The 784-nt window shown below is 54.8% G+C and carries 1 rRNA gene; it reads right to left on the bottom strand.

Going from position 1 to position 784, the window contains the following annotated elements:
• Positions 1-784: ribosomal RNA gene (locus LJF29_RS21110) — 16S ribosomal RNA — on the bottom strand; the annotation flags it as partial.

The raw sequence follows: 784 nt of genomic DNA, 5'->3' as shown, positions 1-784 counted from the left end.
GCTGCCCTTTGTTCTGTCCATTGTAGCACGTGTGTAGCCCAGGTCATAAGGGGCATGATGATTTGACGTCATCCCCACCTTCCTCCGGTTTGTCACCGGCAGTCACCTTAGAGTGCCCAACTGAATGCTGGCAACTAAGATCAAGGGTTGCGCTCGTTGCGGGACTTAACCCAACATCTCACGACACGAGCTGACGACAACCATGCACCACCTGTCACTCTGCCCCCGAAGGGGACGTCCTATCTCTAGGATTGTCAGAGGATGTCAAGACCTGGTAAGGTTCTTCGCGTTGCTTCGAATTAAACCACATGCTCCACCGCTTGTGCGGGCCCCCGTCAATTCCTTTGAGTTTCAGTCTTGCGACCGTACTCCCCAGGCGGAGTGCTTAATGCGTTAGCTGCAGCACTAAGGGGCGGAAACCCCCTAACACTTAGCACTCATCGTTTACGGCGTGGACTACCAGGGTATCTAATCCTGTTCGCTCCCCACGCTTTCGCTCCTCAGCGTCAGTTACAGACCAGAGAGTCGCCTTCGCCACTGGTGTTCCTCCACATCTCTACGCATTTCACCGCTACACGTGGAATTCCACTCTCCTCTTCTGCACTCAAGTTCCCCAGTTTCCAATGACCCTCCCCGGTTGAGCCGGGGGCTTTCACATCAGACTTAAGGAACCGCCTGCGAGCCCTTTACGCCCAATAATTCCGGACAACGCTTGCCACCTACGTATTACCGCGGCTGCTGGCACGTAGTTAGCCGTGGCTTTCTGGTTAGGTACCGTCAAGGT

It is taken from the genome of Bacillus sp. LBG-1-113, assembly GCF_020708615.1.
GTDB classification, from domain to species: Bacteria; Bacillota; Bacilli; order Bacillales; family Bacillaceae; genus Bacillus; species Bacillus mojavensis.
The sequence above is the reverse complement of the archived record's forward strand: the minus strand, read 5'-3'. Positions and strand labels throughout refer to the sequence as shown.